This is a genomic window from Devosia sp. (assembly GCF_028290435.1).
Lineage (GTDB): Bacteria > Pseudomonadota > Alphaproteobacteria > Rhizobiales > Devosiaceae > Devosia.
In genome coordinates, this window is the sequence record NZ_JAQGJV010000032.1 from 1 (window position 1) to 7,929 (window position 7,929).

6 protein-coding genes are annotated in these 7,929 nt (G+C 62.7%); all 6 read left to right on the plus strand.

Annotation, left to right across the window (positions count from 1 at the left end):
- Positions 1–263 (plus strand): ferritin-like domain-containing protein (locus JWP26_RS08730; RefSeq protein ID WP_299725882.1); only part of this gene is annotated, 263 nt, incomplete at its 5' end.
- Positions 264–329: 66 nt separating this feature from the next.
- Positions 330–926 (plus strand): class I SAM-dependent methyltransferase, encoded by a 597-nt coding sequence (locus JWP26_RS08735; protein WP_299725885.1) that lies wholly within the window; start codon positions 330–332, stop codon positions 924–926.
- Between the two features lie 449 nt (positions 927–1,375).
- On the plus strand, positions 1,376–6,115 hold the full coding sequence (gltB, locus tag JWP26_RS08740) for a glutamate synthase large subunit (RefSeq protein WP_299725888.1): 4,740 nt from the start codon (positions 1,376–1,378) through the stop codon (positions 6,113–6,115).
- An 11-nt stretch (positions 6,116–6,126) separates the two neighbouring features.
- Complete coding sequence (locus JWP26_RS08745; RefSeq protein WP_299725891.1) at positions 6,127–6,438, plus strand: hypothetical protein; 312 nt, start codon at positions 6,127–6,129, stop codon at positions 6,436–6,438.
- On the plus strand, positions 6,439–7,056 hold the full coding sequence (locus JWP26_RS08750; protein ID WP_367184096.1) for a glutathione S-transferase family protein: 618 nt from the start codon (positions 6,439–6,441) through the stop codon (positions 7,054–7,056).
- A partial coding sequence (locus tag JWP26_RS08755; protein ID WP_299725893.1) for a glutamate synthase subunit beta occupies positions 7,049–7,929 on the plus strand: 881 nt, incomplete at its 3' end. The genes JWP26_RS08750 and JWP26_RS08755, both read left to right, overlap by 8 nt.

Here is a 7,929-nt window from a genome sequence, read left to right on the forward strand (position 1 = left end):
TCGCCCAGCTCGATGGTATTGCTCTGGGCACCAGCCAGATCGTCGCCAAGGTGAGCAAGCTGGCGCCCTACCCCACCGATATTCGTAAGGTGCCCGACCATCTGGCGGCGCTCGCCGAGCGCTATGCGGCTTTAGCCAACCAAGTGCGCGAAGACATCGACGCTACCGATGAGGCCGGCGACGCCGATGCCACCGATATTCTCACCGCGTTTTCGCGTGAGCTGGACAAGGACCTGTGGTTCATCAAGTCGCATTTGGAATAGGCCGCAGGCTTCCCTAAGATCACAGGCGCCGGAACAGCTCCGGCGCCTTTTTTTTCGGGAGAGCACATGGCCAGTTTCAGCGAGAGCTTCCAGGGCTGGGACAAATATGTCGAGAATTCCAAGGGCCAGCCGCCGCGCGCGCTGCTGGGCCGGGCGTTGCAATTCGTTGCAGGGCGCGGCAGCGCCATCGACGTCGGCGCCGGGGCGCTGAACGACACGCGCTTCCTACTCGATGAAGGTTTCGCCTCGGTCACCGCGCTTGATTCGGCACCGATCGCCCAGGACATTGCAGACACAATGCCGGCCGATCGCTTCCGCTATGTCATTTCGACCTTCGAGGCCTTCGATTTTCCCGTGGCGGCCTACGACCTCGTCAATGCCCAATACGCCCTGCCCTACATTCACCCCGACCATTTCGACACGGTGTTTGCCCGCATTTCCGCCTCGCTCAAGCCCGGCGGCATTCTGACCGGACAGCTTTTCGGGAATTTTGATGATTGGGCCGAAACGCCGGGCATGAGCTTTCACACGCTGGCCCAAGCCCGCGCCCTGCTGAGCGACCTGCGCCCGCTCGAATTCGAGGAAAACGATGAGCCCAATAGCCAGACCTTAAGCGGCAAGGCCAAGCACTGGCACTATTATGACTTCATCGTCCGGCGCTGACGGACGCAGGGCGCGTGTTTCCTACCCTTTCCTATAGGGAAGTTGGCAATCTCCTATTTTCTGTGTCCGAACCATGGCCAAGCCCTTGCCCATAGTTTGGAATTGTGACAATGTGCAGATGTTAGGGCAGCACGACTGTCCTATCTGAAGCGTTGCCCCGCTCTCCGCGGCCAGCACGCACGCCGGTCCGGCTGGCCCGCTCTTGATGAGCGGAAACGGATAGGCGGAGCTGATAAAGCTCGAATTTGAGCGGCCATTTGGATGCAGAGCCGCTCCCCACGCATGGACGATTTGCGCTTACGAGACGTACTGGTGTACGACCCGCCTGCATCAACGCGCCCACCAGAGGACGAGACCGCATCCTGCCCGCCGGCAAATCGGCAAACCCAGGATGTACACGACATAGCGACAGAGCCCGCAAGGGCGACCAACGAACGAGGAACAGCGATATGGCACACGATCTGACCGGCTCTTCAGCACCCGTCACGACGAGCAAAGCCAATCGTAAAACCTTGATCGAGAATGGCCGTCGCGTCGTCCCCGCTTCCGGCCGTCCGGCCGCGCAGGGTCTTTATGACCCCGCCAACGAGCACGACGCCTGCGGCATCGGCATGATCGCCAACATCAAGAACCGCCCCAGCCACGAAGTGGTCGAAAAGGGTCTCGAAATCCTCGAGAACCTGGAACACCGCGGCGCCGTGGGTGCCGATCCGCTGATGGGCGATGGCGCCGGCATCCTGGTGCAGACCCCGCATGGCTTTTTCGCCAAGTCGGTGGATTTCGCGCTGCCCGAAAAGCACGCCTATGCGGCCGTGATGATCTTTTATCCCAACGACATCGCCCTGCGTGACCGTTGCGCCACCGCTATGCGCGAATGCCTGCTGGCCGAGCAGTTGACCCTGCTGGGTGAGCGCATCGTCCCCACCGACAATTCGGCGCTGTCCGAAGGCGTCATCGCCACCCAGCCGATCATTGAGCAGATGTTCATCGCCCGGCCCGACGGGCTGACGCTGGACGAGTTCGAGCGCAAGCTGCTGATCGTGCGCAAGGTCATCTCCAACACCGTCTATGCGCGCGTGCCGGAGTCCAATGGCGATAACGGCTTTTACGTCGTCTCCATGTCGGCCCGCACCGTTGTCTATAAGGGCATGTTCCTCGCCTACCAGCTCAAGGCCTTCTATCCCGATCTCTCCGACGAGAGCTTCGAGAGCGCCATCGCCTTGGTGCATCAGCGCTTTTCGACCAACACCTTCCCGAGCTGGAAGCTGGCCCATCCCTATCGCATGACCACCCACAATGGTGAAATCAACACCATTCGGGGCAACGTCAACTGGATGGCCGCCCGCCAGGCGTCTGTCTCCTCGCCCCTCTTCGGCGACGACATCAACAAGATCTGGCCGATTTCCTACGAGGGCCAGTCCGACACCGCCTGCTTTGACAACGCGCTCGAATTCCTCGTGCGCGGCGGGTATTCCCTGCCCCACGCCGCCATGATGCTGATCCCGGAAGCCTGGGCCGGCAATCCGCTGATGGATGAGACGCGGCGCGCCTTCTACGAATATCACGCTGCGCTGATGGAGCCCTGGGACGGCCCCGCCGCCATGTCGCTCAGCGATGGCCGCTATGTCGTCGCCACGCTCGACCGCAATGGCCTGCGGCCAGCGCGGTATCTGGTGACCCGCGAGGGCCATGTGGTGCTGGCCTCCGAATCGGGCGTGCTGGACATTCCCGACGAGGACATCGTCGAGCGCTGGCGCCTGCAGCCGGGCCGCATGCTGCTGCTCGACCTGGAAGAAGGCCGCATCATCTCGGACGACGAGATCAAGCGCACGCTGGCCACCAAGAACCCCTATGCCGAATGGCTCGCCCGCACCCAGATCGTGCTCGAGGACCTCCCCGAAACCGCGCCCCAGGCGCCGGTGACGTCGGAGTCGCTGCTCGATCGCATGCAGGCGTTTGGCTATACGCAGGAGGACATAAAGCTGTTGATGGCCCCCATGGCCACCACCGGCCAGGAAGCCGTCGGCTCGATGGGCACCGACACGCCGATTTCCGCGCTGAGCGAGAAGTCCAAGCTCCTCTATACCTATTTCAAGCAGAATTTTGCCCAGGTCACCAACCCGCCGATCGATCCGATCCGCGAGGAATCGGTGATGAGCCTCGTCTCCTTCATCGGGCCACGACCGAACCTGTTCGACCTCGAAGGCGCCAGCAAGCACAAGCGGCTCGAAGTGCGTCAGCCAATCCTGACCAACGAGGATCTCGAAAAGATCCGCGCCATCGGCGATATGGCGGACAACGAATTCCGCACCCAGACCATCGACATCACCTACCCCGCCGATAGCGGCGCGGCGGGGATGGAAGTGGCCATCGAAGCCATCTGCGCCCAGGCCGAAATCGCCATTGCGGGCGAATACAACATCATCGTGCTGAGCGACCGCCTGGTTGCCTCGGACCGCATCGCCATCCCGGCGCTACTGGCCACGGCGGCCGTGCATCATCACCTGATCCGCAAGGGTCTGCGCACTTCTTCGGGCCTCGTCGTGGAAACCGGCGAAGCGCGCGAAATGCACCACTTCGCCATGCTGGCCGGCTACGGCGCCGAAGCCATCAACCCCTACCTGGCGTTCGAGACGCTGGCGGCCTTGCATGCCGAGGGCGAATACCCCGCCGAGGTCGATGCCCACGAAGTGGTCTATCGCTACATCAAGAGCGTCGGTAAGGGCCTGCTCAAGGTCATGTCCAAGATGGGCATTTCGACCTACCAGTCCTATTGTGGCGCGCAGATTTTCGACGCCGTCGGCCTCAAGACCGAGTTCGTGCAGCGCTTCTTCTTCGGCACAGCCACCACGATCGAAGGCGTGGGCCTGGCCGATATCGCCGAGGAAACCGTCCGCCGTCATCGCGACGCCTTTGGCGACGACGTGGTGCTGCGCAAGTCGCTCGATGTGGGCGGTGAATACATGTATCGCATCCGCGGCGAAAAGCATGCCTGGAGCCCCGACGTAGTCTCCGACCTGCAGCACGCCGTGCGCACCCGCGACGAAAGCCCTGAATCGGCACAAGCCCGCTATGACAGCTTTGCCGAGCGCGTGAACACGGGCGAAAACGGCTATCTGGCCATCCGCAACCTCTTCGAAGTCCGCCCGATCGGCGAGCCGATTGCGCTCGATGAGGTTGAGCCCGCCGTCGATATCGTCAAGCGTTTCGTCACCGGCGCCATGAGCTTCGGCTCGATCAGCCGCGAGGCGCATACGACGCTGGCCATTGCGATGAACCGCATCGGCGGCAAGTCCAATACCGGCGAAGGCGGCGAGGAAGTCGACCGTTATCAGCCGCTGCCCAATGGCGACCAGAACCCGCTCCGCTCCGCCATTAAGCAGATCGCCTCGGGCCGCTTCGGCGTGACCACCGATTATCTAGTCAATGCCGATATGCTGCAGATCAAGGTCGCGCAGGGCGCCAAGCCCGGCGAAGGCGGCCAATTGCCCGGCCACAAGGTCGATTGGATCGTCGCCAAGACGCGCCATTCCACCCCCGGCGTCGGCCTGATCTCGCCCCCGCCGCATCACGATATCTATTCCATCGAAGATCTGGCGCAGCTGATCTATGACCTCAAGAACGTCAACGAAAAGGCCGATATTTCGGTTAAGCTGGTGTCCGAAGTGGGCGTCGGCACGGTTGCGGCCGGCGTTGCCAAGGCACGCGCCGATCACATCACCGTCTCGGGTTATGACGGCGGCACCGGCGCGTCGCCGCTGACCTCGCTCAAGCATGCCGGCGGCCCGTGGGAAATCGGCCTCGCCGAAACCCATCAGACGCTGGTGCTCAACCGCCTGCGTTCGCGCGTCGTGCTACAGGTCGATGGCGGTCTCAAGACCGGTCGCGACGTGCTGATCGGCGCCCTGCTCGGCGCCGACGAGTTCGGCTTCTCCACCGCGCCCCTGATCGCGGCGGGCTGCATCATGATGCGCAAGTGCCATCTCAACACCTGCCCGGTTGGCGTCGCTACCCAGGACCCGGTGCTGCGCAAGCGCTTCAAGGGCACGCCCGAGCACGTCATCAACTACTTCTTCTTCATCGCCGAGGAGCTGCGGGGCCTGCTGGCCGGCATGGGCGCCAGAACGCTGAACGAACTCGTCGGCCGCTCCGACCTGCTCGACCAGCGCAAGCTTGTCGATCATTGGAAGTCCGACGGCATCGACTTCAGCAAGCTGTTCTACAAGCCCGAAGCGATTGGCGAGGACACGATCTATCACTCCGAATTCCAGGACCATCACTTGGAAGCCGTGCTTGATCGCAAGCTGATCGAACTGGCCCAGCCGGCGCTGGACAATGGCACCGCGGTGCATATCGAACTGCCGATCCGCTCGCGCGACCGTTCGGCCGGCGCCATGCTCAGTGGCGCCCTGGCCAAGAAGTACGGCCACGAGGGCCTGCTGGAAGACACCATCGCCATCAAGCTGACCGGCACCGCTGGCCAGAGCTTTGGCGCCTTCCTCGCCAAGGGCATTTCCATCGACATGGTCGGCGATGCCAATGACTATGTGGGCAAGGGGCTGTCGGGCGGGCGCATCGTGGTGCGGCCATCAGAAAAGGCCGGGTTCGATCCCGACAAGTCGATCATCGTCGGCAATACCGTGCTCTACGGTGCCATCGAGGGTGAGGCCTATTTCCGTGGCATTGCGGGCGAACGCTTCGCCGTGCGCAATTCGGGCGCCATCGCGGTGGTCGAAGGCACGGGCGATCACGGCTGCGAATATATGACCGGCGGCGTCGTCGTCGTCATCGGCCAGACTGGCCGCAACTTCGCGGCGGGCATGAGCGGCGGCGTCGCCTATGTGCTCGACGAGGACCAGACGTTCCGCAGCCGGTGCAACCTCGCCATGGTCGATCTGGAACCCGTGACTGAGGAAGAAAACCTCATGCAGTCCCTCCACCATCACGGTGGGGATCTGGAATGGCACGGCCGCGTCGATATTTCGGGCGACATGACCAAGCATGACGACGAGCGCCTGCAACAGCTCATCGCCAATCACCTGCACTATACCGGCTCGACCCGCGCCAAATACATCCTCGACAACTGGGCCGAGATGCGACCCAAATTCGTCAAGGTGATGCCCGTCGAATATCGCCGCGCCATCCGCGAGATGGAAAAAAAGCGCGGCGTCATGGCGGCGGCGGAATGATGGGAAATCCAATGAAGGTCTTCATCGCTCTCGCAGTCTCGGTGGTGGCACTGGCCGCCACCGCGCCTTCCTTCGCCATTGACGCACAAGCGGTCATCGTCATGCGATACAAAGCGCCCGACGGCAGCGAAAAAACCTTGCCGATGCTGCAATCCGGCGAGCACTTGACGATTCGTGAATGTCGCCAGCAGTCCCCCTATGCGGTGCCGGTGCTCAAACGGCAGCTGGCGGATGCGCAGAATTTCCCCGAATTTGTCGGCTGGGAATTCATCAGCGGTCATTGCGAGATGTACAGCGACGACCTGATCACGACGGTCAAATAGATGCTGCACATCTACGGCGACCTTGGGTCGGGCAACTGCCTCAAGGTCAAGTATATCGCCGACGCCACCGGCACTCCCTATGTCTGGCACGAAGTGCGCGCCCGCTCGGGCGGCACCAAGACGCCGGAATTCCTCGCGCTCAATCCGGGCGGCGAAATGCCGGTCGTCGTGCTCGACGATGGTCGCCCGCTGGCGCAATCGAACGCCATCCTGCGCTATCTGGCGCGGGGCAGCCGGTTCATTCCGGCCGATGCCTATGAAGAGGCCAAGGTGGACGAATGGCTGTTCTGGGAACAGTATAGCCACGAGCCGACGGTCGCCGTGGCCCGCGCTCGCGTCCATTATGACAAGGTGGCCATTGCGGACCTCGACCCGGCGCTGATGGCCAAGGCCAAGAAGGCGCTGGATCGCCTTGAGCAGGCTTTGACGAGCAGAAAATTCCTTGTCGGCGACACCATCTCGATCGCCGATATTGCGCTCCTGCCCTATACTCGCTCCGCCCCCGAGGGCGGGCTGGATTTGACTGGGCGGCCCGCGCTTCTGCGCTGGATTGCCGCCTGCGAACACGAACTCGGACTATCTGCCGTCGCGGCAGGACTAGGGGCACATCATGGGTAAGGTAACCGGCTTTCTCGAAATCGAGCGCGAAGAGCCCCGCTATGAGCCGGCCTCCGATCGCATTCGCCATTTCGGCGAATTCACCATTCCGATGTCGGAAGGGCGCATCGTCGATCAGGCGGCGCGCTGCATGGATTGCGGCATTCCCTTCTGCCACGGCGATACCGGCTGCCCGGTCAACAACCAGATTCCGGACTGGAATGACCTGGTGTTCAACGGCGACTGGGAAGAGGCCGCGCGCAACCTGCACTCGACCAATAATTTTCCCGAATTCACCGGCCGCATCTGCCCCGCGCCCTGCGAGGAAGCCTGCACGCTGAACCTCGAGGACATTCCCGTCGCCATCAAGACGGTCGAGCAGGCGATCGCCGACAAGGCCTATGAGACCGGCCATATCAGGCCCTATCCGCCGGAGAAGAAGACCGGCAAGCGGGTCGCCATCATCGGGTCCGGCCCTTCCGGCATGGCGGCTGCCCAGCAGCTTGGCCGTGCCGGCCACGATGTTCATGTCTATGAGCGCGAAAGCCGTCCGGGCGGGCTGATGCGCTACGGCATTCCCGACTTCAAGATCGAGAAGCACTATATCGACCGGCGCATCGAGCAGATGCAGGGCGAGGGCGTGACCTTCCATTGCGGCGTCAATGTCGGTGTCGACAAGCCGGTGGCCGAGCTGCTCGCCGAACATGATGCCGTGCTCTATTGCGGCGGTTCGGAAGCGCCGCGCGCGGCCGGCATTCCCGGCGACGACCTCGGCGGCGTGCATGACGCCATGCCCTATCTGGTGCAGCAGAACCGCCGCGTCGGCGGCGAGCCGATCCAGTCGGTGGCGTGGCCGTCGCATCCGATCATCGCCGGTGGCCAGCATGTCGTGGT